The sequence below is a fragment of the Vulcanisaeta distributa JCM 11217 genome, from assembly GCF_001316005.1.
Classification (GTDB): domain Archaea; phylum Thermoproteota; class Thermoprotei; order Thermoproteales; family Thermocladiaceae; genus Vulcanisaeta; species Vulcanisaeta distributa_B.
In genome coordinates, this window is record NZ_BBBJ01000007.1 from 47,733 (window position 1) to 70,629 (window position 22,897).

At 45.8% G+C, this 22,897-nt stretch carries 29 protein-coding genes and 5 pseudogenes; 13 read left to right on the top strand and 21 right to left on the bottom strand.

Annotated features, from left to right (window positions below):
- Positions 1–27: 27 nt before the first annotated feature.
- Genes JCM11217_RS15430 through JCM11217_RS15445 form a run of 4 tightly spaced genes read right to left on the bottom strand, consistent with a single transcriptional unit; the run spans position 28 to position 1,346 of the window.
- Complete coding sequence (locus JCM11217_RS15430; protein ID WP_243678847.1) at positions 28–393, bottom strand: FAD-linked oxidase C-terminal domain-containing protein; 366 nt, start codon at positions 391–393, stop codon at positions 28–30.
- Entirely contained in the window at positions 363–527 is a 165-nt protein-coding gene (locus tag JCM11217_RS15435; protein ID WP_243678849.1) for a hypothetical protein, read from the bottom strand. Before JCM11217_RS15435 ends, JCM11217_RS15430 begins: the two co-directional genes overlap by 31 nt.
- Positions 528–579: 52 nt before the next feature.
- Positions 580–1,170, bottom strand: coding sequence for an FAD-binding oxidoreductase (locus tag JCM11217_RS15440; protein ID WP_243678851.1), 591 nt, complete (start codon positions 1,168–1,170; stop codon positions 580–582).
- Positions 1,104–1,346 (bottom strand): hypothetical protein, encoded by a 243-nt coding sequence (locus tag JCM11217_RS15445; protein WP_243678854.1) that lies wholly within the window; start codon positions 1,344–1,346, stop codon positions 1,104–1,106. The genes JCM11217_RS15440 and JCM11217_RS15445 overlap by 67 nt, the downstream gene beginning before the upstream one ends.
- Positions 1,347–1,440: 94 nt before the next feature.
- Between JCM11217_RS15445 and JCM11217_RS08330 the strand changes: the two are divergent.
- From JCM11217_RS08330 to JCM11217_RS08335, 3 genes and pseudogenes are all read left to right on the top strand, one after another.
- Positions 1,441–2,879, top strand: a pseudogene (locus JCM11217_RS08330) (MFS transporter).
- A gap of 111 nt (positions 2,880–2,990) precedes the next feature.
- Positions 2,991–3,152 (top strand): hypothetical protein, encoded by a 162-nt coding sequence (locus tag JCM11217_RS15450; protein WP_243678857.1) that lies wholly within the window; start codon positions 2,991–2,993, stop codon positions 3,150–3,152.
- Positions 3,152–4,003, top strand: a complete 852-nt coding sequence (locus tag JCM11217_RS08335) for a mannonate dehydratase (protein ID WP_243678858.1) — start codon at positions 3,152–3,154, stop codon at positions 4,001–4,003. Before JCM11217_RS15450 ends, JCM11217_RS08335 begins: the two co-directional genes overlap by 1 nt.
- A 42-nt stretch (positions 4,004–4,045) precedes the next feature.
- On the opposite strand, the pseudogene JCM11217_RS08340 reads toward JCM11217_RS08335, so the two are convergent.
- From JCM11217_RS08340 to JCM11217_RS08350, 3 genes and pseudogenes are all read right to left on the bottom strand, one after another.
- A pseudogene (locus JCM11217_RS08340) lies at positions 4,046–4,505 on the bottom strand (PaREP1 family protein).
- Between the two features lie 32 nt (positions 4,506–4,537).
- Entirely contained in the window at positions 4,538–5,026 is a 489-nt protein-coding gene (locus JCM11217_RS08345) for a PaREP1 family protein (RefSeq protein ID WP_054842653.1), read from the bottom strand.
- A 36-nt stretch (positions 5,027–5,062) separates the two neighbouring features.
- Complete coding sequence (locus JCM11217_RS08350; protein ID WP_054842654.1) at positions 5,063–5,938, bottom strand: fumarylacetoacetate hydrolase family protein; 876 nt, start codon at positions 5,936–5,938, stop codon at positions 5,063–5,065.
- 235 nt (positions 5,939–6,173) lie between these two features.
- Here JCM11217_RS08350 and JCM11217_RS08355 point away from each other — a divergent pair, with 235 nt between their 5' ends.
- Complete coding sequence (locus JCM11217_RS08355; protein WP_243678956.1) at positions 6,174–6,473, top strand: PaREP1 family protein; 300 nt, start codon at positions 6,174–6,176, stop codon at positions 6,471–6,473.
- Positions 6,474–6,522: 49 nt separating this feature from the next.
- Here JCM11217_RS08355 and JCM11217_RS15455 read toward each other — a convergent pair.
- Together JCM11217_RS15455 and JCM11217_RS15460 are read right to left on the bottom strand one after the other, a co-directional pair.
- Positions 6,523–7,525 (bottom strand): annotated as a pseudogene (locus JCM11217_RS15455) (mandelate racemase/muconate lactonizing enzyme family protein).
- The gene (locus JCM11217_RS15460; protein WP_243678860.1) at positions 7,509–7,682 is read right to left on the bottom strand and encodes a hypothetical protein; all 174 of its coding nucleotides are present in this window, start codon (positions 7,680–7,682) and stop codon (positions 7,509–7,511) included. The pseudogene JCM11217_RS15455 and the gene JCM11217_RS15460 overlap by 17 nt, the downstream one beginning before the upstream one ends.
- Before the next feature lie 117 nt (positions 7,683–7,799).
- Between JCM11217_RS15460 and JCM11217_RS08370 the strand changes: the two genes are divergently transcribed.
- Genes JCM11217_RS08370 through JCM11217_RS15465 form a run of 3 tightly spaced genes read left to right on the top strand, consistent with a single transcriptional unit; the run spans position 7,800 to position 8,519 of the window.
- Entirely contained in the window at positions 7,800–8,186 is a 387-nt protein-coding gene (locus JCM11217_RS08370) for a HEPN domain-containing protein (protein WP_054842657.1), read from the top strand.
- A complete protein-coding gene (locus tag JCM11217_RS08375) occupies positions 8,149–8,364 on the top strand; it encodes a hypothetical protein (RefSeq protein WP_054842658.1) in 216 nt (71 codons plus the stop codon). The genes JCM11217_RS08370 and JCM11217_RS08375 overlap by 38 nt, the downstream gene beginning before the upstream one ends.
- Complete coding sequence (locus tag JCM11217_RS15465) at positions 8,361–8,519, top strand: hypothetical protein (RefSeq protein ID WP_243678862.1); 159 nt, start codon at positions 8,361–8,363, stop codon at positions 8,517–8,519. The genes JCM11217_RS08375 and JCM11217_RS15465 overlap by 4 nt, the downstream gene beginning before the upstream one ends.
- Positions 8,520–8,523: 4 nt before the next feature.
- Here JCM11217_RS15465 and JCM11217_RS15470 read toward each other — a convergent pair whose 3' ends face one another.
- The 6 genes from JCM11217_RS15470 to thiM all read right to left on the bottom strand — a co-directional run bounded on the left by JCM11217_RS15470 (position 8,524) and on the right by thiM (position 13,567).
- Positions 8,524–9,015, bottom strand: a complete 492-nt coding sequence (locus JCM11217_RS15470) for a hypothetical protein (RefSeq protein WP_243678865.1) — start codon at positions 9,013–9,015, stop codon at positions 8,524–8,526.
- Positions 9,000–9,530 carry an alcohol dehydrogenase catalytic domain-containing protein gene (locus tag JCM11217_RS15475; protein WP_243678957.1) on the bottom strand — a complete coding sequence of 177 codons (531 nt, stop codon included), beginning with the start codon at positions 9,528–9,530 and terminating at the stop codon, positions 9,000–9,002. The genes JCM11217_RS15470 and JCM11217_RS15475 overlap by 16 nt, the downstream gene beginning before the upstream one ends.
- Before the next feature lie 118 nt (positions 9,531–9,648).
- On the bottom strand, positions 9,649–11,460 hold the full coding sequence (locus tag JCM11217_RS08385; protein WP_243678959.1) for a 2-oxoacid:ferredoxin oxidoreductase subunit alpha: 1,812 nt from the start codon (positions 11,458–11,460) through the stop codon (positions 9,649–9,651).
- A gap of 256 nt (positions 11,461–11,716) precedes the next feature.
- Complete coding sequence (locus tag JCM11217_RS15480) at positions 11,717–12,172, bottom strand: zinc-binding dehydrogenase (RefSeq protein WP_243678866.1); 456 nt, start codon at positions 12,170–12,172, stop codon at positions 11,717–11,719.
- Between the two features lie 4 nt (positions 12,173–12,176).
- Positions 12,177–12,722, bottom strand: a complete 546-nt coding sequence (locus JCM11217_RS15485) for an alcohol dehydrogenase catalytic domain-containing protein (protein WP_243678868.1) — start codon at positions 12,720–12,722, stop codon at positions 12,177–12,179.
- Positions 12,723–12,778: 56 nt separating this feature from the next.
- Positions 12,779–13,567: a hydroxyethylthiazole kinase gene (gene thiM / locus JCM11217_RS08395; RefSeq protein WP_054842659.1), complete on the bottom strand. Its 789-nt coding sequence runs from the start codon at positions 13,565–13,567 to the stop codon at positions 12,779–12,781.
- Between the two features lie 150 nt (positions 13,568–13,717).
- On the opposite strand from thiM, the pseudogene JCM11217_RS15490 reads away from it, so the two are divergent.
- Positions 13,718–14,596 (top strand): annotated as a pseudogene (locus JCM11217_RS15490) (hypothetical protein).
- Here JCM11217_RS15490 and JCM11217_RS08410 read toward each other — a convergent pair.
- From JCM11217_RS08410 to JCM11217_RS08435, 6 genes and pseudogenes are all read right to left on the bottom strand, one after another.
- Positions 14,593–15,231: an ATP-binding protein gene (locus JCM11217_RS08410; RefSeq protein WP_054842662.1), complete on the bottom strand. Its 639-nt coding sequence runs from the start codon at positions 15,229–15,231 to the stop codon at positions 14,593–14,595. The pseudogene JCM11217_RS15490 and the gene JCM11217_RS08410 overlap by 4 nt on opposite strands.
- A 741-nt stretch (positions 15,232–15,972) precedes the next feature.
- The gene (locus JCM11217_RS08415; RefSeq protein ID WP_054842663.1) at positions 15,973–16,704 is read right to left on the bottom strand and encodes a hypothetical protein; all 732 of its coding nucleotides are present in this window, start codon (positions 16,702–16,704) and stop codon (positions 15,973–15,975) included.
- A gap of 252 nt (positions 16,705–16,956) precedes the next feature.
- Positions 16,957–17,247, bottom strand: a complete 291-nt coding sequence (locus tag JCM11217_RS08420; RefSeq protein WP_054842714.1) for a hypothetical protein — start codon at positions 17,245–17,247, stop codon at positions 16,957–16,959.
- A gap of 314 nt (positions 17,248–17,561) precedes the next feature.
- Positions 17,562–18,377 carry a DUF3782 domain-containing protein gene (locus tag JCM11217_RS08425; RefSeq protein ID WP_243678870.1) on the bottom strand — a complete coding sequence of 272 codons (816 nt, stop codon included), beginning with the start codon at positions 18,375–18,377 and terminating at the stop codon, positions 17,562–17,564.
- Between the two features lie 438 nt (positions 18,378–18,815).
- Positions 18,816–19,406, bottom strand: a complete 591-nt coding sequence (locus JCM11217_RS08430; protein ID WP_054842664.1) for a hypothetical protein — start codon at positions 19,404–19,406, stop codon at positions 18,816–18,818.
- A 43-nt stretch (positions 19,407–19,449) separates the two neighbouring features.
- Positions 19,450–20,177: pseudogene (locus JCM11217_RS08435) on the bottom strand (ABC transporter ATP-binding protein).
- A 123-nt stretch (positions 20,178–20,300) separates the two neighbouring features.
- Here JCM11217_RS08435 and JCM11217_RS15495 point away from each other — a divergent pair.
- Genes JCM11217_RS15495 through JCM11217_RS15515 form a run of 5 tightly spaced genes read left to right on the top strand, consistent with a single transcriptional unit; the run spans position 20,301 to position 22,893 of the window.
- Positions 20,301–21,038: a hypothetical protein gene (locus tag JCM11217_RS15495; protein WP_243678872.1), complete on the top strand. Its 738-nt coding sequence runs from the start codon at positions 20,301–20,303 to the stop codon at positions 21,036–21,038.
- A complete protein-coding gene (locus JCM11217_RS15500) occupies positions 21,013–21,579 on the top strand; it encodes a hypothetical protein (protein WP_243678873.1) in 567 nt (188 codons plus the stop codon). Before JCM11217_RS15495 ends, JCM11217_RS15500 begins: the two co-directional genes overlap by 26 nt.
- Complete coding sequence (locus tag JCM11217_RS15505; RefSeq protein WP_243678875.1) at positions 21,576–21,932, top strand: hypothetical protein; 357 nt, start codon at positions 21,576–21,578, stop codon at positions 21,930–21,932. The genes JCM11217_RS15500 and JCM11217_RS15505 overlap by 4 nt, the downstream gene beginning before the upstream one ends.
- Entirely contained in the window at positions 21,929–22,291 is a 363-nt protein-coding gene (locus JCM11217_RS15510) for a hypothetical protein (RefSeq protein ID WP_243678877.1), read from the top strand. Before JCM11217_RS15505 ends, JCM11217_RS15510 begins: the two co-directional genes overlap by 4 nt.
- On the top strand, positions 22,291–22,893 hold the full coding sequence (locus JCM11217_RS15515; protein WP_243678879.1) for an ABC transporter permease: 603 nt from the start codon (positions 22,291–22,293) through the stop codon (positions 22,891–22,893). The genes JCM11217_RS15510 and JCM11217_RS15515 overlap by 1 nt, the downstream gene beginning before the upstream one ends.
- The last annotated feature ends 4 nt before the right edge of the window (positions 22,894–22,897 follow it).

Below are 22,897 nucleotides of genomic sequence, written 5' to 3' on the forward strand. Positions count from 1 at the left end.
ATCAATCAATAAATTTATTGGGATTCATTATATTGCTGGGGGGTCAATTAATCTCTTTATATTCCTCATTAAATTTAATGCTACAATATTATTTCTCTTGAGATACTGTTCGTGAAGTAATGATTTCTTTTGAAGGCCAATACCGTGCTCGCCACTTATGGTACCACCTAATTCAATAGCTATTCTTGCAACCTCATCATACATCCTTTGCGCTAGTTCCTCCTCGCCCTGCTTAAATAATATGTGCGGGTGCATATTACCATCACCTATGTGTGCTAATATTGGCACTGGTCTTCCATACTTTATGCTAATACCCCCCCTCAATCTATTTATTGCCTCGACTAGTTTTGATATGGGTACCGTTATATCTTCAGAGTAGAAATTTCCGTACATAGCCTTAATGCTTCACCAGCCCTTGACCTAAATTCATACATTCTATCAATATCATCCTTATTTAATAATTCATGCATTTCACCAATGCGAGATGCTATATCCATTAATTCGTGGACGTAATCATCCTCAATCATCGTAAACACTAAACCGCCATTAGCCTCCTTAAGCCTGCGTTAAATACTTCATTCACAGCCTCACCGAGTAGTAATCCATGTACTCCATAAGCTCAGGTATTACGCCCCCCCTACTCCTAACCTCATAAACAAACTTGGCTAGGGATTCCATATCACTTAAGTACGCAATAAACGCCCTAAGTCGTTTACGGGGTAATGGCATTATTCTGAGCCAGGCCTCGGTAATAATGCCCAGAGTGCCCTCACTACCAACGAACAAGTGTACAAGGTCGTAACCAGCCCTATTCTTCCTAAGTGGCTCGCCAACCTTAATAACGTCACCACTTGGCAACACCACCTTTAGGGCAAGTACCCAGTCCTTAACTGTGCCGTACTTCACAGCCCTCATACCGCCTGCGTCAGTTGCTATTATACCGCCTACGGTGCACATGTAATGACTAGCTGGGTCAGGTGGGAAGAAGAAACCATACTTGTTAAGTTCCCTGTTTAAATCATCAAGAATGACACCAGGTTGAACCCTAACATACCAATCAACGGTATTGACCTCAAGTATCTTATTCATACCACGCATATCAATTAGGATGCAGCCATCACAGGAAACAGCGCCAGTAAGGCTCGTACCTGCGCCCCCCCAGGGCACCACAGTACGTGGAATTCATTAGCAACCTTAACAATATTAATGACATCATTCTCATCATGAGGATACGTAATGACCAGCGGTCTCACGGGAAACCCTATAAAATCATTCCTTGCCCCCCCAAACTCAAACCTAATTCCTAGTGAATCGATACGTTTAACTACGTCATCTTTACTCTTCATGATGTGGGATTATTACTAGAGCTAAAATCAAATAAAGAGGCAATTTAACAGATTAGAATACTTATTGAAATACCCTCATTATTTAATAGTTTTGATGTCGCAGGGAGGACAATATTCTAAGGAAGAGATTGAGAGAGGTATTGCCAAGATTTATCAGACCGTGCTTAGTACGAAGAATATAACCGCAAGGTACATTGCCGTAATTGCATTGGCCTCATTATGGGTTGATGCATACGACTTTGCAGCATTCACGTTTGGTACTGCTGCCTTTAAGGCTACATTTCCATGGATGTCACCATTTCTATTTGGCTTTGCCGTTGCTGCCGTTCAAATAGGCGCTACTGTTGGTGCTGTTGCCGGTGGTTGGCTAACGGATAGGCTTGGTAGGAGGACGATGTTTATACTAAATATGATATTATTTACGGTAATGGCAATTGGCGCTGGGCTTGCACCGGATCCGTATACATTCACAGTATTCAGAATCTTACTCGGTTTCGCACTAGGCGCTGATACAGCAACTGGTTTCACATACATTTTTGAGTATCTCGAGAGGAATCAGAGACTGTTCTGGAGTAATTTATGGCAGCTCCAGTGGTATTTAATGTATTTAGTCACAATAGCCATAGTAGTTTTACCCCCCCTTTACTTCTATTTCCACACGTTACTAACTCCCTGGTTATGGAGAACAACCATGATATTGGGTGGCGTCTTCGCTTCATAATACTCATGCTTCGAGCGCGAATACCTGAATCAGTTCTATGGCTTGCGTATAAGGGTCATCTAGCAACTGCCAAGAGAATACTAAAGCAGACCTATGGTATTGACTTACCTGACGTGCCAGACATCGATATTGATTATAGGGCAGTGGCTAGGGGGGGATTTAGGTCGGCGTTTAAGATATTTAGGTGGTCAAAGTGGAGGGAATTGGTTTATTCATTTAATGGTAACTTCGAACAAAGCATTGAGTTCTACACATTTGGTTTCTATATGCCCTATATATTATTAACCATGCATTTAGCAGGTAGTTTAGCTACGATTGAGGCCTCTGCCGTCTTTTACGGTGTGGGTGTCATCGCAGGAATAGCTGTGGCCTATCTAACTCCCAGGATAGGTACGAAGTCTCAATACGTATTGGGCGCATTTCTAGCTGGGGGGGTGTCCCTATTTGGATTAGCCCTTACCTTCCTTTACCACTGGCCGTTATGGCTATTCGTACTATGGGCTTCAGTATTCTACTTTGGTCACGTAATTGGACCCGCAAGTCAGGGTATGACCTCTATAAATGCTGCATTTGGTGCAAGCGAGAGGGGGGGTACGGCTGCTGGCTGGGGGGGTTATTTCTGGATTAAGGCAGCGGCCGTCGTTGGCTCCTTCTGGGGGGGTCCATACTGGTTAGCGGCTATTGGTGCGCCAGGCGTAACCGAGGCTCTGGGAATCTATGCCTTAGCCACTGCCATACTAGGTTTGATACTGGGCTTTGATGCGCGTAAGTATCATCCACCAGAACTTACTGAGGAGGTAAAGGCGCAATGATAAGGTAATATTAGATATTCCCTTAAAATCCTATTTCACTTTTAAATCACTCAATTAAATATTAATACGTTAGATTACGTATATAAATAACCATTTAAGGGACTTAAAACAATGAGTATAAAGTTCGCTGAGATAATCCTGGAGAGTAGGCCTTCTTGGTTTTGGCGTGTTCTTAGGCAGGTTGGTGTTGAGTACGTTACAGGAGTCTTGCCAGATGGTTTACTGATTGGAGGCAGGTTGAGGAGGAGAAGCCGTGGGACTATGGTCCTTTGATGAGGTATAAGAATATGCTTGAGGATAATGGTTTGAGGTTGGTTATTATTGAGGATAATCCGCCGATGGATGGCATTAAGTTTGGTATTCCCAGGGTTAGGGAGGAGGAGCTTGATAATGTGGCTAGGCTTATTGAGAATATGGGTAGGTTGGGTGTTAAGATTTGGGTTTATAATTGGATGGCTGGTATTGGTTGGGCTAGGACTCATACGCATATTCCCGGTAGGGATGGTATGTATGTGAGTGGCTTTGATTATAAGGATATTGAGGGTGCTCCGCCTCATAGGCTCGTTAAGGAGTATGGTGTTGATGCGAGTAAGCTTTGGGAGAATCTGAGGAGTTTCCTTGAGTATATCGTGCCCCTTGCCGAGCAGAGGGGGGGTGTTTACTTGGCGATGCACCCTGATGACCCGCCAATACCTGAGTTTAGGGGGGGTGTGCCTAGGATTATGAATAGCGTTGAGGCCTTTGAAAAATTAATTAATTTAGTCAGGAGTGAGCATAATGGTATTACCTTCTGCATGGGTAATTTCACGCTCATGACCAACGACGTGCCTGGGGCCGTCAGGAGGTTAAGGGATAGGATTTACTTTGTTCACTTTAGGGATGTAAAGGGCGACAGGTATAACTTTGTCGAGACGCTGATTGGTGAGGGTAAGACCGACTTAGTCGAGGCCGCCAGGGCAATGCTTGAGATAGGTCATGAGTGGTACATCAGGGTTGACCACACGCCAACTCTTGAGGGTGACACCGAGTTGGGCGCCGCGGGTTATAATTACCTCGGTAGGCTCTACACGATTGGTTATATTAAGGGTTTGTTCACGGCTGTGGCTAGGCAAGTGGGTAAATGATTGGGCATTCGGTTATTGGGGGGGGAAGTCAAATTTTGTTCTTTAGCTATTTCTTATGAAGTTAATGACCTCGGTTACGTCCTTCTTAACCAACTCCTCACTTGTGTACCTGGAAACCTCGCTGTCCCTGTCTAGACCGTTGTATTGGAACTCATGTAAATTAAGGCTATTTCTACGTAGAGCCTAAGCTCCTTATCACCTATTATTGAGGCTACCTCCCTAAGCCTTGAACTTGGCATGACTGCTATTAGCCAATCAACTCTATCAACTACCTTATTTGGTCCCAACCTTCTGGTGCCTGGATAGTGCTTTGCCAATTCATCCCTATAATCAATTGCTAACCCGGCCACGTAGGCTTAATGGCTTGATAGGCCTTGCTGGCGGCGTTCCTCATTAATCCGTTCTTGAGGAACCTCTCGGCCAGGTCAGCTTCGTAGAGGACTTCCCTAAACCTATCCTCCTGGTACTTCTTAGCGTCTATCCAGGGCTTTGTGATCTTCACATTTACAATCCCGCGTGAGGCGATAAAATACTTTAGGTCTCAATAACTCTCCTGGCATTAGTGACTAAGTCCTCAATGAGCTTCAGGTAACTTGTTAAATCTTCAACACCTAGTTTACCCTCATGAAAGCCCCAAACATGCAGTGCGTACCCGGCCGCCCAACCAGCCGCAACCCAACTCCCCAGCGTTGATGCAAGCCTATTACTAGCCTTTTGAAGATAGTGCGTAAACCACCTACCTTCCTTCAACGCCTGTTGGAACTCTGGCAAGTTGTATTTCTCCGCTAACGCCTTAATGCACTCCTCGGCAGCCCTGTAAAGCTTCTCACTGGCTTGAATGGCATCACCCTTACTAACGTAATCCTTAGCCTCATTAAGGTATTTCTCAGCGAGTTGTAGTCGTAGCTTCACCCCCCCGATTAATGGGTCGTTCTTACTTATTGCATTTATTATTAAGTCCGTGATGTCGATACCCCCCCTCTCCCCCCCAGCAGCCTTTATTAACTCCCTGGGTATTTCCATTTAGTTAAAGGTTGATGACCTGGCTTATATTTTTATTTATAGTTTTATCACGGGTGTTCTCTGTGTTCCAAGTCCCGTTATTGATATCTCAACGATGTCCCCCCCATGCATTAGGGTTATAGGTCTCGGTGGTATTACGGCGGTTCCTGTTGATAATAATGTCCCATCAGGAACAGTGTTATCTCTAATTAAGTACTTTATTTGATCCTCAACCCTCCTCCTCATCTTAGAAGTGCTTATACTGCCCTCAAAGATCACGGAATTACCTCTTATAATCCTCATGCTGATTGTTAGGTTGTATGGGTTACTGACTTCGTCAGGTGTTACCAGGAATGGACCGATGGCGCAGGACCCATTATAAATCTTCGATTGAGGCAAGTAGAGTGGGTTTTGTGCCTCCAAGTCCCTTGCGGAGACATCATCACTAATTGTGTAGGCCAGTATTTTACCGACTGAGTCAATCACGACACCAAGCTCAGGCTCTGGCAACGTCCATTCCGAGTCACTCCTAATGGCTATTGGCTCGCCATGGCCGACGCATCTGTTTGCCGTACCTTTAAAGAATATTTCTGGTCTCTCGGCATCGTAGACGAGTTCGTATATGGTCTTACCCCTTATCATCGCCACATCCTCCTCACTATACCTAGCCCTGGCAACCTCATACACAATACCACTGCCCCCCCAGACTTCCGGTGGATCGTAGGGCTTCGTAAACCTAAGTCCTTTATACGTGTAGTCCTTAGTTAATAATTCATCAATGTTAATATTAACCTCAGGCCCTAGCGGGACGTCTTTACCCTCTGAATAGAGCTTGAGTGCGGTTATTGGGTCGCTAAGTAATACATAGACCTTATTGCCTATGATTACGAAGTTACCAATCCAACCATTGTTAATAAGCCTGAAGATTCTCATACATTGATTATTGCTTAGGGAGCCATTTATGTGTTATATATAACATGGTTTAATTGCATAGCGTTAGGGATTAATTTTTACATGAATTTATCTAACCTATGCAAAGCCTATTGGAGTTGTTGAATGAGATTGCTAAGAGGAAGGATTAAGCCCTGAGCTTTATCTAGCTGATTTAATAGGCAGGGATTTAGACTCTAAGGACCGAGTCAATATTTACTTAAAGATCCACAGTGAACTGCTCAGTGAGGCTGAGAAGGAGTATGCCGCTAATGACCTTATGCAGGCTGGTGAGAAGTACTGGGGCGCAGTTACGGCGCTACTAAATGCAATTGCCGAATTGAGAGGTTGGGAGCACTATAGTCATAGGGATTATGCGGTGATAATAGAGCGGTTGGCTGATGAGCTTAGTGATGATGAACTAAGGGCCTTATTCGACTCCGTGGAGAAACTCCATGCGAATTTTATCACGGCTTCCTTGATAAAAATGGTTTTGATATACGTAGGGAGAGGGCTCTCATGCTTATTAAGAAATTGAGTGAGTACATGACGAAGCTGTTAAGGATGGGTTAATCATAGGCATTGGTTTAGGCAATGTACTTCCTTAGTCTCTCCTCATTTAATTCAAAGCCGAGTCCTGGCCTATTGGGTATTTCCACATCATCTCCCTTAAATACCTCCACCGGCTCATTGGTTATTTCATAGGCCAGTGGATTTTTCTCGACATAGTAGTATTCGTAGGTTGGTGTGAAGGTTATGTGGCTTGGTAGTGATGCCACGAATTGGAGTGTCGCAGCCCTACATCCAGCCCCTGATAACCCAACATGGAATGTCATGGGTATGCCGAAGGCGTCAGCATGGCGGCTATTTTCATGGCCTCCGTTATACCACCGACCCTCGCTATGTCAGGCATTACGATGTCCACGGCCTCCCTAATCATGAATTCAAGCCATTGATACTTGGTGAATAGGGTCTCGGCAGCGGCTATTGGTATGTCAAGGGCTTGGCAATCCTTGAGTAGGCCTCAATATTGTCGGGCGGTACAGGTTCCTCAAACCAAAGCACGTCGTATCTCTCCAACATCCTACCAACCTTAATTGCCGTGGATACATTGTATGCGGTGTTTGCATCAACCATTATCTCAACATCGTTACCCAGCGAGTCCCTTATTGCCTTAATCACGGCTTTATCCATGTCGTAGCCCCTACCAATCTTAACCTTAACATACCGAAATCCCTCCTGCACGAGCCTCTCAACCTCCTTAACAGTGTCCTCAGGGCTCATGAAGAGCACCGACGATGCGTAGGCCTTAACCCTATCCCTAAAGGCACCACCGATTAACTTATACACGGGCTTCCCAAAGTACTTACCCTTAATGTCCCAGAGGGCCAAGTCAACCCCGGATAAAGCCTCCACGTAGTAACCTGCGTAGTGGCCACGGATCCTCATTGCCGAGAATAACTGCTCCCAAATAACCTCATTATCCAGTGGGTCCTTACCAATGAGCATGGGCTTGAATAAGTTATTTATGACTGCTGCAGTGGCTTCAGGGGGGGCCTCCCTGGCGATCGCCTCACCCCCCCCAACCAACTAACCCCCCCTCATCGGTCACAACCTTAACGTAAACTGCAGTAAATCCGTGGCTAATCTTCGATGCTACGTCCTCATAAAAGCCCCCCCTGAATCCAGTGACGGGTTTTCCAACATATGCCTTGGCCACGTACGTAATCACATCAGCTATCCTCATGGAGATCTAGAATGCATTTATCAAAAGCCCTTAATAACCTATTATACTTACCCATTTTATTCCACTTTCTCGTAAGTTATTACTTTAATATAGATGCGCTCCACATAGTATAAAATAATGAATTTACCCAGTGAGTGGGTTGAGAAGGGTGATGCCTTCCTAAGGGATGCGGAGAACCACATTAGGGATGGGCTTTATTGGCTCTCATGCTTCGAGGCCCAGCAGGCGGCTGAGCTTTATTTAAAGGGTTTCTTATTGGCTAAGGCAGGTACGTACCCATTCACGCATGATCTAGCTGAGTTGTTGAGGACTATTAAGTCGTTGGGCATTGATGTTCCTGTGGAGTTATATGTTTACGCTGATGCGCTGAGTGGTGAGTATACCCTATCTAGGTATCCTGGTAGAAAGCCTAGGGTTTATAATGGGGATACCGCAATTAGGTGTGTGGAGTATGCAAGGAGAATCATTGAATTCATTAGGTCGGCTTCTAAGGACCCTGGCTAGGTACGTTGAGGAGGGTGATAAGCTCCTTAAGGAGTACGTGAATAGGCTTGTCCAGGAGATTCCCGAGAGCACAATAGTACTGTTCGGCTCCAGGGCTAGAGGTGATTACCTACCAATAGTGACTATGATATTGCGGTTATACTTAGGCATGTTAATGACGTACATAGTGAGTTATTGAGACTTCGTTCATTGAAGCCTGAGGGTTTATTCCTGGACTTACTCGTGCTTAGTGTCGATGATGTTGATGACCCAGTCATTAAGGAGATGCTTAGGGGCTGTAGGCTTCTCTATGATGGACTAGGTATGGGTAGCAGCCTCGGTTGTGAGCAATAATATTTTATGATGGGGTTATTTCTAACACTGTCTTTATGTCATCGTGAGTCCACGTATATGCCTCCTGGTAATTACTCAGGTTCGCCCTCTTGGTTATTAACTTGGCGGGCCAGTTATTGAACTCGTCCTTAGCCCTCCTCAGGTGTTCCAGGGCCATCTCGAAGTGCCTGATCCCAGCGTTCACGGAACCTATGATCACCTTATTATTAAGGACTACGTTAGTCATTAACTCGCCGAGACCACTCAGTGAACCACCGCTTGGGTATACACCGAGTAAGACATAGACACCATTTGGTGCTATGTGCCTGAGCCCCCCCTCACTAATTACCTGTGGCGATCCAGTGGCCTCAATCACTATGTCATATTCACCGCTTATCTGCTCAGTCATGGAGTCCACGTACGTACCACCAAGCTCCTTAACGAGCTTCGCCTTTAGGCTATCCGGTGGTCTAGTGGCTGTCGTCACCGTGCTAAGGCCCATCAGTCTAAGGACCATCGTGGCCAGTAAACCCACGGGCCTGCGCCAAGCACTAATGCGGTCCTTGGTTTCCAGTCAAACCTGGCCTGCCCGATCCTTATGGCCATGTCAATGCCCTTCTCAACTACTGAGAGTGGTTCGGTGAGTACGGCAATATCAACTATCTCCTTGGGTACTTTAACCAGGTACTTGGCATCAGTTACTGAGTACTCAGCTGCGTGGCCGTGTAAACCCCCCCAAATGCCATGTTCTAGGTAATGACCAACTGGGCAGAAGTCCACGGGTAAGTCGCAGTTCAATGGTCTCCTGACTGTTGGTACGACTACGTCACCAACACCCACATTATCCACACCATCACCAAGCTCCACAACCTCAGCCACAGCCTCATGACCAAGAATTAGGTATTGACTACCCTCAGGTGCCTTGCCGTACCTACCCTCGATTATCTCCTTATCCGTACCACAAACACCAACTCTAATTGGCTTGAGCAAGACCTGCCCCCCCTTACTGGGGTTGGGCTTGGGTACGTCCATTAGCCTCAGCGATTCTGGTATGCCTGGGATAACGGTTACTGCCTTCATAATTAATTATGTGTAAAGCACTGGTATAAATGTTTTAGAATTAAGGATCTCAATTACGATTTAAGGGTGATTAGGGCCCTTTCATCAGTATTATCCTCTCATCCTTATCCTTCAATATCTTCTTGACCGCATCGTAAACCTCATCAACGAATATGGGCCTTCCCGTGACCTTAATGACCTTGTGCTTGATCTCAATGCCTGTCTTCTCCCTAATCACGCTGGCGGCTTGTGCGTCGTAGTTCGACTCAACATCGATTATTAACTGTCCCTTGCTTAGGGCGTTCTTCACGAAATCGCTTGGGAATGGTATGAACATCTTAAGCTGCAGGAAGTTAACCCTATAGCCCTCCCTGTTTAGCATGTTCATGACGTCTAGCAATACTCCTTTTGTTGATCCCCAACCAACGAGGGTTATATCCGCGCTCTCCGGTCCATATAGCCTAACTTTATCCGTGATTGGTATTTCCCTATCCGCAAGCTCGAGCTTCTTCATCCTCTTCTCATACATCTCTGTCCTTGTGACTGGATCCTCGGTTATGTGACCGAACTCATCGTGCTCATCACCCGTCAACCAGAATATTGGCCCTAACCCGGGTATTGACCTTGGTGATACCCCCCCATCCTTCGTTATCCTAAACCTCCTATAATCATTCTCATCCTTCGTCACTACTAACCCCCCCCTATCAATCCTAAGGGCCTTCTTATCGATATCCCAAATAACCGTTGAGTACGAGTTGGCGAGGGTCTTATCAACTAGGTGGAACACGGGCATTTGATACCTCTCGGCCCAGTTAAGGGCTTTGAACGCATCCTCGATAGCCTCCCTGTGATCACCCGATGAGATTACTATCCTTGGGAATTCACCGTGGCCCATGTGCATTACGAACCTCAGGTCTGACTGGCTATTCCTCGTCGCCATGCCCGTGCTTGGCCCAGCCCTCTGGTAGTGCGTTATCACGACTGGTACCTCATTCATTCCTGCGAAGCCCGTGCCCTCAACCATAAGGCTTAGTCCAGGTCCTGACGTTGCCGTCGCAGCCCTTGCGCCGGCTATCCCAGCGCCTATTGCCATGTTTATGGCTGATATCTCGTCCTCAGTCTGAACAACGACTATGCCAGCCTTCTCCAGGGCCTTGGCCTCCTCCGTGACGGGGGGGTCAAGGCTAACTATGTTGTGGGCCTCTATGAAGAATGACTCATCAGCCGCAGGCGTTATTGGGTAATAGGTCTGGAACCTGAGACCACCGAGTATCTTACCTATTGCCACTGCCTCATTACCATTAACGATTATCGCCCTGACCTCCCTCTTTATCGGTGGTAGTGATATGTTCGTCTTTATCGGCTTTGCATAGTCATAAACCACCTCCACAATGGCTTTGTTATACTCAAGTAGTTTGCCCCCCCTCCTACCCGTGAATACATCCTCAAGGCCCTTGAATACGTAATCGATAGGTAAGCCCATTATCGCGGTTGAATAGGCGGTCATCACTACGTTAGAGTACCTGCCAATCAATGATGGTAAGTCAATGTCGTGAAGCCTCTTCTTAACCTCCTGGAGTAGGTCCGCATAGTGCATGGTTAATACATTGACTCCATTGTTCCTCAGGTAATCAATGACTCCCTTAACCGTGGGTTCAATCCCAGCCTTACTGAAGAACTCCCTAAGTCTCTCCTTTAACTCATCCTCCATGTACTGCAGTTGGTCGAGTCTAGTATTGAATGTGGATGTGTCGACTATCACGTAGCCACCGCGCTTTACATCCTGGAAGTGAGTGAATACGGATTCGGCGTCAAGGGCCACTAATACATCCATCGTGCTTAGTAAGCCACCCTTTGGTTCATCACTAACCCTAACCATGAAGTAGCTATGCCTACCCTTAATGTTTGAGAAGTACTCCCTGTCACCAATTACGTAGTAGCCAGCCCTGGCGACAGCTCATGAAGACATTAGCGCCAGTATCAATGCCACCACCCTGTGGTCCACCAATAACCCACATTATGTCCGTAGGCATTACACTAAGCCTTCTGAGACCTATTTATTAAGCCTTCTCCTATTGTAGAATATGTATTGATCACGTAAAATTAAGCCCACATCATTAATTCAATAAAATATAACAATATTCGAATGAATTAATGAATTAAGGTCTAATAAGTATCTTCCCAATTCTGGAATTATTTTTCATGAATTCCAGAGCATCACTAAACTTATCTAATGGGAATGTGGCAGCTATGACCGGCTTAACAAATCCCTTACTTAATAGCTTAAGTGTCTCAGCAACATCAGACCTGTTTGACCTAACGTTACCGATCATTATTATATCCTTCATGATTAGGTAGCCAAGCCTTAATTGGTATGTCTCGTCAGGGTTCACATTCCCAATAATTATCACCCTTCCTCCACTACGTAGGCTCCTCAGCGACTCCTCAAGGGTTGGCGTTCCCACCGCCTCGATCACTATATCCGCACCAACATTATTCGTTAAGTCCTTAACAACCTTACTAAACCTCTGCTCAGTAACCACCTCATCAGCAAACTGCTTAATGAACCTGGCCTTTTCAGGTGACCTTGTAATCGCTATAACCCTGGCACCCAACGCCTTAGCCAATTGAACGGCGTGAATACCAACACCTCCACTCGACAGTCACCACGACAGTCTCTCCATACGCTAGCCCAGCCCTTTTAAGGCCCTTGTAAACCATGGCAACGACGCAGAGGGTGAATGCGGCCAATTCATCAGGCACTCCATTAGGCACCTTAACTAATGCATTGCCTGACACCCTGGCGTATTCAGCGAAGAATCCGTCAACGTTCTCACCATAACTAAGCGCGTTAATGCAGTATGAGTCAAGCCCACGCATGCAGAACTCGCAGGTACCATCCGGCTCGTGAAGCAACGGTACGACCCTATCCCCCCCCGGCTTAAACCTTGGGTCTCTCGATTCAACCACGACACCAACGGCTTCATGACCTAAAATAACTGGGTACTTCATTCTCGGGTAATAACCAGCGAGTTGGAGTAGGTCGCGGTAGCACAGTGCCGCGTAGTTTATCTTTATTAGCACGTCGCCGTCATTAAGTCTTGGCATTGGTACGTCACGTACTTCGTACTTACCCCCCCTCTCATAAACAACAACTGCCTTCATTAATTAACGATGAGGTTGCAATATTTTAAGGAATTCCCTGAACTGATTATATTCAATTACTCTTTAATTTCGACCCTAGCCATTTCATAATCACTGGGTCTCATATTGTATAATTCATCGATTAAGTTCACCTTTAATGATGCCGGTCCCGAGGATCTCTTCTCAGCCTTTTCAGCTGCCACTTCAAACGTGACTAGGCCCTCCACTGAGGCGACCAGGAAGTCCCTGTTCATGGCCATGAAGCTTGCAATTACTGAACCAACCATACAGCCACTACCCGTTATGTATTGTAGCATTGGCGTTCCATTACTAACAACCGCACCCCTCTTACCATCCGACACATAGTCCCTAGGGCCTGTGATCACCGCCGTAACTCCATACTCCCTAGCGAGTTTCTCCGCAATATCAAGGTTAGCCTCGCCCAATGAATCCACGCCCTTAACCATGCCAGCCACACCCGCCAGAGCCATCATCTCGCCACCATTACCCTTAAGCACACTAACCTCAACCTCATTGAGGATCCTAAGCACAGTCTCCGTCCTAAACCTAGTCGCACCAGCACCAACTGGGTCTAGGAGCACAGGCACGTTATTCCTACTGGCAGCCTTACCAGCCAATAGGAAGGACTCAACCCACCTATCATCAAGCGTACCAATATTTATGTACACGACATCGGCCTTAGCCGCCAACTCCTCAATCTCATCAATAGCGTGCGCCATTATTGGCGATGCACCAACGGCTAAGGTCACATTTGCCGCATCATTCATAACCACGTAATTCATTAGGTGATGAACTAAAGGTCTCCTTCTCCTAATGGTCTGCAGGTCATTCCAGTAATTGATCATTAATAGCTCAATAACATAGTAATTAATAAATATTAATAATGTTATTCATTAATTAAGATAAGAAGAGAGAACACGCAGAATTCCTCATGATTTGGTGCACTAAGTAATTTCACATAGACTTATTAATTCAGTCTATAGCATAAGAATAAGATGAGCGAAAACCTTAGGAGCGAGTTTTTGCGTTTGTTGAGGGAGGATGAGGAGTTTAGGCTTGCGGTGATTGGTTTGTTGGGTATTGCTGATATTCAGTCATCGATTAGGGAGTTGGTTAATGCCGTTAATGAACTGACAAAGACAGTCCAAAGACTCGCTGAGGGCCAGGATAAATTGTGGCAGGAGGTTAGGGCATTGAGGGAGGACCAAAACAAGTTGTGGCAGGAGAACAACAAGATTTGGCAGGAGATAAGGGCATTGAGGGAGGGGGGGGCAGGAGAGGCTTTGGGAGGAGAATAATAAGCTGTGGCAGGAGGTTAAATCACTACGCGAGGGCTACGAAGGTTTAAGGAGTGATGTGAATAGGTTGTGGGAGGAGAATAAGCGAATAAACGAGAACATTGAGAGATTATGGCAGGAGAACAAGAGGATCAACGAAAACATAGAAAAACTATGGCGAGAAAACAACAAAATATGGAGGGAGATAAGGAGTATTAGGAGAACTTTAGAGCGTGTGACGTTGTCAATAGAGGAGGAAGCCAATGACGTTGTTCAGTATTTCCTTAAGCAGAGGGGGGGTATTATTGTGGAGACTAGGCCTACGCATTTCAATAGTCGGTTTGAGTTTGATGTTTATGGTACTAATGGGCAGTTGACGATCGTTGGTGAGGCTAAGACTAGGGCTAGTCCTAACACTGTTAGGAGGGTTGTTGAGAAGATAGATAATGCTGTTAAGGCAATGCCCGACAAATTCCCTGGAAGGGTCATCAAGGTAATTTACTGCCTAAGGGCCATGCCGGGCGCGTCGAGGAGGCTAATAGGCTTGGTGTTTGGTTCCTTGAGTCTGGTAGGGAGAGGAATTCACCGAGCATTTAATGACTTGGCTTGGCGATATTTAATTCCTTTATTAACTTAATTAGGGATTGAATTGGAGTACCACTGCTCGCGTCCACGCTAACCAGGTTGAGGGACTTAGCCAATGCATTATATATTACCCACTGCCTCGGTAGTGTCCTTGCGGTTGGTTCACGGCCTTTACGCTTAATTAATGTCTTGAGGTCGGCAATTATGAACACGTTCTTACAGTGTTTGATTGCCAATGCCAATGTTGCCCTCCCCCCCCACAAGGTCTTGAGGAAGCCTGGCTCGGTGGTTACGCAGACCCACACCAGGAAGTCCAGGAGACCTCTCTCGCCAATCACGATCTCGTAAAAACTGGGCATTATGAACCTGAAGAACCAATTGGGTAGCACTGATATGAATTCCAGGAACCACCAAAGGGGGGGCCTTAGGTTTTTCGGTATTGAAATTCCATAATAGGGATTATCAACACCCCTCATGCTTGGGAATAGCGCCAGGAACCTGGCCAGTAGTGACGCGGCCATGTGCGAGCCTCTGATCCAGGAAATCCTAACATGATCATTCCTCATTAAGTATTGAGCAAGTAATTGCGCTAATGTACTCTTCCCAGACCCATCAGGCCCGAAGAGGCATATCCTATCATGACCCATCAACAGCACCTAGACGAGTATGTATTTAACGTTTTCACGACCCACCAACTCCCGTAGTACACTCAACACGTCAATTGATAATCTCTGTTCACTGATTAATATTAATGGTTGTTCATTTCTTATCCTCGCTAAAGCTCTCATCATATTCGCACGATAGATCATCCTAATTTCTTAAAGACTTTACTACTTGACATAATTGACACATACTTTATATCAAGGCTTTCCATACTTCTTAAAACCTTAATAGGTACGTCAATGTGGTCGTGGCTTTACTTAATGTTTGTTACGTTATAATTAACAAGGTCAATTATTAGAAATGTAAGGATGATACCCTAGTTAAGTAGGTTAATCACCGTTGTTGTTAATATCTCTTCAATTCTATTGAGATTCCTTGTATTTGAGATATGAGATATACGGTATTATTGCTATTGTATTTGCGAATTTACTTGAAACTTTAATGACGCAATTGCCATGGTTCATATTATCTAAGGGAGGAATTTCTACAAGTTAAGGAATTTACCACTAAGGTAATAACCAATTAGGTGAGGATCATTATAACGTGTTGGGACTAATTATATAGGAGAATAGTTTCATCAACGAGTTTCATAGTCTTATGGCACGGTCTTTTTGATAAATCGTTATATAGAGTATTGGCAGGTTTATTGGGCTTTCCTACGTCCTTCTCCCACGTAAATTCATGCGAAACCTGTTAATTAATTAATACGTAGATAGGGAAAGACATTAGCATTGCTTTTGGTTGGGTTGATCTTGTTGTTCCTGCTTCTTCCTATTTGGTCCTATTATTCCGGCTATTAGGTGTCTTTCGGCTATCCATGTGAAGAATAGTAGTTTGTATACGTAGTCCAGGAGTTCCTCCCTGCCTGTTTCGCGGAATTCCTTAATCATGTGATCTGCAATCTCCCTTAGGGTCCTCACGTCATCCCACGTGTACTCCTCGTAGGGCTTAACCGTTATTAAGTACCTAAGCTTCTCCTCATCCTCCTTCGTATAGTACTTCGTCCTGGCTACGGGCACCATGGATAGGTAACCCCCCCTCAATGCCGTGGCCTCAGACTGCGTAATCACGTTCTTAATTGCCAAGACATCAATTAATGAATTGCTGAAGCCGAGCATTGATCGAGAGAGCTCATAAATATTAACCCTAATACCGCTGAGCTCATTCTCAATATTTGCAAGTTTCCTTTCTGCATTCTCAAGCCTACCCTCAAGGCTGCTAAGTCTCTCCTCAATATTGCCTATCCTCTTCTCGGTGCTCTCGAGTCTCCTCTCAACATTATCAAGCCTACTCCCAAGACTCTTCCTAACCTCCTCAATCCTATTTCCAAGTCCTTCCTCGACCTTATTGATCCTATCCTCAAGTTTATTCAGCCTATCCCATAGTAATGCCGTTAGTGGTCCAACCACCGCCGCCACACTGCCCAGCATGCTCAGTACTGTTAGTATGTCAACCATTAATTACCAATAACCTAATCAACAGGCTAATTAATAAACCTTATCATGCACCATGCCAGGTTTGGGGGGGTTAATTCTTCATGAGACTGCCATGTAATTATCCCCCTTTGATATTGTGACTTACCTAAGTGCTGATTTCGTGGTCGCTTACTGATTGAGTTAGCACTTTAGGTGGTGTATCGGGGGGGTAATTGAATGGAGGCCACTAGGGATTAATGCATTTTTAGTGATGATTTGATTTTGATTGTTTTGTTATTGTTGCTGCTGGGCCTTCTGTTGCTCCTGCTTTGTTTCCTCCTCAAGCTTCTTAAGCTCGGCCTCAATCTCCTTCTCAATCTCCTCAATGGGCTTTGGTGGTGGTGTTGTGGCTAGTGCGTAGCCTACCCAGGCGAGTATTCCGAAGACCACGATTATTATTAGCGTATCGGTTATTTGAAGCACCAGCGTTGTGTAGGGTGTGAAGAAAGTCAGGTATATGTAGGCCAGTATAATCACTATTGATATCACAAGCAACCCAATGCCAACTGCCTTATCCCTATTCATTAAATTCCACATGAAGAAGCAATTAATAAGCATTACTTTTTCAACCCATCGAAACTTTTAACGCATTAACAATAAGTACCGCCATTAAATAAATAATTATCATAAAATACCGAATAACTCATTGATCATTCTCCAATCACCATCATAATAACCAACGAAAATGATTAAGGGCACGGCCTATTAATCATGATAATCAATGTACTCAGGGAAAAGAGGGGGGGCGTTCTTACATAACGTCAGTATAAACCTCAATGCCCAACTCCCTGGCGAGTTCCGCAGCCTTATCATCGACGTACGGCGAGATGATCACGAGCCTACTTAACGCCATTAACCCTCTCATAAAGCCTACCAACCCTCCAGAACTCCGCAACATCACCCCCCCTGGAAATACTTGACTTAACCTCAACAAGTATGTGCGTACCATCCCTCACAACGATGTCAACATCGACAACCGCTGGATGCCCATAAACCTCACCGCTGGTGTCGTTATACGTCCACTTCTCAACCCTAGCCGTGCCGAGTATCTTCTCGACAACGCCCTTCATACCTTCCCTAAAAGCCTCCTCAGAAATAACACCCCCCCACCTAGCGCCCAATGCATCCAACTTCCTATTAAAGGCCATTATTGACTTATTGAAGTCCTCCCTCAAATTCCTCAACTCAGTCTCAATAGCCTCAAACCTCTTATACGCCTCCTCCCACCTCCTATTATTCTCCTCCCACCTTCTCTCATTTTCCTGCCACCTCCTCTCCTGCTCCTCCCTAAACGCCCTAAACTCCTGCCATAATTTCTCCTGATTCTCAGATAATCTCCTTATTTCCTGCCAGATCCTGCTGTTCTCCTGCCACAACTTATTATTCTCCTCCCATAGTTTGTTTATGTCGGTTCTAATGGCATCCTGACCCTCCCTCAACGCCTTTACCTCCTGCCACAGCTTATTATTCTCCTCCCAAAGCCTCTCCTGACCCTCAGCAAGCCTCTGAACAGTCCTAGCCAACTCACCAACCGCATTAACCAACTGCCTAATCGAAGACTGAACATCAGTAATACCAAGTAGGCCCATCACAGCAAGCCTAAACTCCTCATCCTCCTTAAGCAGCTTAAGCAGTTCGTCTTTAATACTCATCATTAAATTACTTTAATAAATAAATATAAACTTACCGCAAAAACAGTACCCTTAATGAGGTATCACGTCCGTGGTTATTAATCTAGGTTGAGACCAATAATTGGTGATTAACCATGTAAGGTCTATCAAACCCGTGCATGGTTAAATGGGAGAATTAAGGAATTAAGGAAAACGTTGCCCAATTAACTAGAGTTAAGTAGCTATGCTTGAAATAAGCGTCTACATGCACGATCATAATGATAAGATGCGCTTAATCAAGGCTAGGTTGGCATTTAGAGTCTAGGGATGCTGAGTGATTGTTTAATGAGGCGAGGATTATCGAGAATTAAGCGATTAGGACATAGATGTGATGCATGGGGGGGCAATAATTATGATGAATCGCTTTATTTAGTGTAAGACTTACTGTGTTTATGGCCATGCTGATTCTTCCTACTCATCTATTCATATTATTGTTGATATTGCCCAAAATATTACTAGGGCTATTAATGTGGGTATTAATGCCTTGGTAATGCTTGTTCCGTAAACCCTGGCGAATATGTAGGCTAGGAATAATGAGCCCATTACTACGAAAGCCAAACCAACCGCCAATATCACTGGCTCGCTTAATACACTGTGATGCATTGCCACAGCGTTAATCGAGTATTCAAGGAGAGGCGTCGCCACTGTGACGGCCATCTGAACCACACTAACGTAGAAGTAATTCCCACTGAGTAGCCAAGTGTCCATGAAGCCCGCATTAATCCTAAAGGCCCTCAACAACGCCATGAGTATCGCGGCCTCTATCAACCAACCAATAACCAAACCCACCAAAGTCGTTATTGGCATTATTACCTTCATAAACGAAATAAAGCCTGAGATGTCGCCCTGGCTTATTGACACGCCCTCACTACCTAGTTGTGTCTCGATTTGGTGAATGAGTATTGGCGTTATTGCCGGTATGAGGATGTAGGTTACGTATAGGTAAGTGGTTATGACTGCCATAATGAAGCCGATGATCCCCCCCGTAATTCTCAGCAGGGCCTTAGTATCCATTGGTAATACACCTAATAATCAATTATTAATACATTGCTGCTTACTAGACAGCGGTTAACTCCCTAATTAATTGCTCAAGGCTCTCACGTACCTGCGGTACCTCGTAAGTCCTCGTTATCACGCCATCGCTTATCCTAGAAACCCTATGGCAATTACTTATTAGCTCGAGGTTGTGAGTAACCATGACTATCGTCATACCAAGCTCCTTGTTCAGTCTCCTGAATATCTCCATGATAACCATGGCCGTCTTACTGTCCAGGTTGCCCGTGGCTCATCAGCCAGTAGGAGCCTTGGCCTGGTCACTATTGCCCTCGCGATGGCAACCCTCTGCTGCTCACCACCGCTAAGCTCATTAGGCCTCCTCCTGGCCTTATCCCTAAGGCCAACCATCTCAAGGGCCTCAAGGGCCATCCTCCTCCTCTGGCTTGGGTCAACACCCCCCCTGGCTATTAGCGGTAACTCAACGTTCTCAAGCACGGTCATCCTAGGTATTAAGTAATATAGTTGAAATACGAAGCCCACAAACTCATTCCTATACCTATCAAGCTCCGCATTACTAAGCCTATGCAGTTCATAGGGCCCAACCCTAAGGTAACCCCCCCTACTAACCCTATCCAAACCACCAATTAGGCTGAGCAGTGTCGTCTTACCACTGCCGCTGGGCCCGACAATGCACCTAAACTCACCCTCACTAATCTCCAGGTTCACACCACGGAGCGCCGGATAATCACCGTAATACTTCCACACATCCCTGGCCTCAATAAACGACACACGGGTTATTACGGCACCTCTTTAAAATACATACTCACCAAGAATTCATATATTGGAGACTGTAGTGATGACACCGCTGTAAAGAGAGTATGGTTTATAAGGGTATTCGTGGCCTTAAGCCCGATGTCGAAAATGATAACTAATAAATACGCATTAATAATAACCACGGCATTACTCACACTGCTGGCCTTAATACCCCTGGCACAGGCACAGCAATACTCGAACACTGCACCGCCATTCTCAATAGTCGGCATATCCTCGACACCATCACCAACCATTACCGGCATCTCCAAGGTATCAATAACCCTAATATACACAGGCGGCTACTACCTATACAACACGGAGTTCTCCCTAACACCCTGCAGCGGCGTCGTGGTTTCCCAAAACCCTGTATTCATTGGTTGGTTAAACCCTGGGCAGGAGGTCACGGTCACGTACCTAATAAACTCAACACTACCCATTAACTGCCAGTCAACGTTAACCATAAGCTGGGGCGCCGAGTACGAGACATCGCCGAGGGCCCAGGTAACCACGTACATTGAGGTGGCGGGTTCAGGCTCAATGAACATAAACTTCCCACTGGTTATTTACGGCTCTCCAATAATCACGGCACGCACTAATGCGCAGTACCTGGTTAGTAACCTAGTTAATCCGGTGGAGCTCGTGATAAATAATAATGGTAGTGGGCCCATTTACGACTTGCAGGTCAACGTAGCGATTGAAGGCGCCACATTAGCGGCAGGCTCCAGTGTCTTAGTAATCGGCACATTGAATCCAGGGAGTAACTACACCGCGACGCTTTATATACTACCGACTGGTAGCGGCCCCCGTAACAATGACCATAAGCTACTCAGGGCTTGATCAAAGCGGTAATGCTGTCAGTGGAAGTATTTCAATAAGCATGAGCGTTACCACGGTGTCCTCAAGCCAAGTCATTGTTTATCCAGTCAATTCATCATTGAGAATCGGCTCGGGTGAGTTGACTATTGGCATTAGGAACGTTAATCCTGTACCCATCTATAACGTGACTCTAGTCATAGCATCAACCCAGGGATTAAGCCTAACGGGCAATACTACGTATGATATTGCCGAGATACTGCCTGGATCCACCGATTATGTCTATGTACCCATCGCCGTGCCAATAACCTCATCCTCAGCATCCATAACATACTCACTGACTTACCAATACACCGGTGGGTATCCCGGCGGTGTCCAGGGTTCCATAACCCTCTCGGTGCTTAACGAACCATCAATACTAGTCACCGGTTATCAAGTGGCGCCAACCCCCCCATTAACAATCGGCGAGACCGGCTCCGTATCGCTGAACTTCGTCAACACAGGCCCAGTGCCGGCATACAACTTAAACATAACCGCAATACCGGGCCCCCCGGCATTAAGATGATTAGTCAGTCAAGCACCTACATGGGCACGCTGAACTCCCAGCAATTAAGTGCCGTGGCCTTCAGCTTCAGCGTCACTAGAGCCATGAACACATCGATAACCTTCCAAATACAGTACACAGACCAATTCGGGCAGCAACACGTGCAGTACTACACGGTGCCGATAACCGTGATTAGAAACGCCACATTATTCGCACAGTACGCCTCCCAATACGGTCAACAAGGCACTAATTACTATAGATTCCATAGAGTTAATTACCTCACCTACGTAATAATTACGTTTGCTGTAATTGCAGTAATCATAATAATCATAGTAGTGTTACTCCTGCGTAGGAGACATGGTGGCTCCTCATGAGGATTAGCGATTACTTTAAACTCGCGTGGAGCGCGGCATGGGAGCGTAGGGGGGGTAGGACTATAGGCGCCATTGTAGGCATAATAATAGCCATAGTGGCCCTTGGCCTAGCCGTGGGCATGGGGGGGCAGGGCTATAAGGTGTTGACCACGAGCTTCTTCGAGAGGGTCTTTGGAACGAATACCGTGTTCCTATTCCCAGGGCAGAACTCCCAGCTAACGCTTACTGATGTTTATGAGGTCATGGACATACCGCACGTGACCAATGCCATACCAATACTCTCCACGGTGGCTAGGGTGGATATTAATGGGCATGAGGTGACGGCCACGGTAATAGGGGGGCCACGGAGCAGGAGATAATGCAGCTCTACGGAGTGACCTCGCTGAGCAATGCCATACTGGCTGGCGCACCGGTACTATCACCTGGCCTAGCCCTGGTTGGTTACGACATTGCCTTCACAAGCACTGGCCAGCAGATTGCCTATCCTGGGCAGGTCATGGTGATAACAACACCAAGCGGCTCCGAGTTAACCTACACAATTGGCGCCATAATGCAGCAGAGCGGTATTGGGATCATTGGCTTAAACCCAAACAATGCCATATTCATTGATGAGAACACATTCCTGTCGCAATTCGACCCATCCGGCACGGTTGATGGAATAATCGTTTACGTGGACTCACCAAACAACATAAACTACGTCACTAACGAGTTAAAGGCCCTATTCCCAATGGACCAGGTACTAAACCTATCAACACTACTATCGAGTATTAACCAGTTCTTCACGGTGCTCGAGCTCTTCCTAGCCTTCATAGCCGGCATAAGCTTCATAATAATTGGCATTTGGATGTTCGACACAATGATGTTCAATGTGATCCAGAGGACTAGGGAGTTCGGGATAATGAGGGCTGTGGGCTTCAGTGGCAGGTCAATACCTCTGCTCCTCATTATCGAGCCGCGATAATAGC